Source organism: Dellaglioa sp. CoH-55-MRSF-7, assembly GCF_056782235.1.
The window spans coordinates 1-389 of record NZ_JBXAYI010000083.1 but is presented as its reverse complement, the minus strand read 5'-3'; the positions used below and the strand labels follow the sequence as shown (position 1 = coordinate 389).

Below are 389 nucleotides of genomic sequence, written 5' to 3'. Positions count from 1 at the left end.
GGCATAGGGCCTGACGTAGGCGCACGATCTCAGGTTCGCTCACTCTTCCACCTCGAACTCGACACGCGTGACCCGGTTAACGCCTTCGCTGCCGTTGAACGTGCGTCGGAAATCGGCAGAGCCCGAATCCGGTGATGTCCACACGAGATAGCCGTCGTTTCCGAAACGGACGCGGATGTTGGCTCCGATTTTGAACAGCTCGCCTTCCTCGATGTCGTTGAACGTGAGACCGCTCCGACGTTTCGTCACAATCACACCTTCAGTCTTTGTTTTCATCATATTTTCCCCTTTTCCGCGTCCGCGAATGTAATTCCAGCCTGCGTCCGTGCATGCCCGCAGCCCGACCCCAAAATGATTGCCTTCCCATATACAGCCACGCTCACGAGCCC

Annotated in this window: 1 protein-coding gene; it reads right to left on the bottom strand. The window is 56.8% G+C overall.

Going from position 1 to position 389, the window contains the following annotated elements; translation table 11 throughout:
* Positions 1-39: 39 nt before the first annotated feature.
* The coding region (locus AC1RPU_RS07965) for a hypothetical protein (protein WP_481769638.1) at positions 40-389 on the bottom strand (350 nt) is incomplete at its 5' end.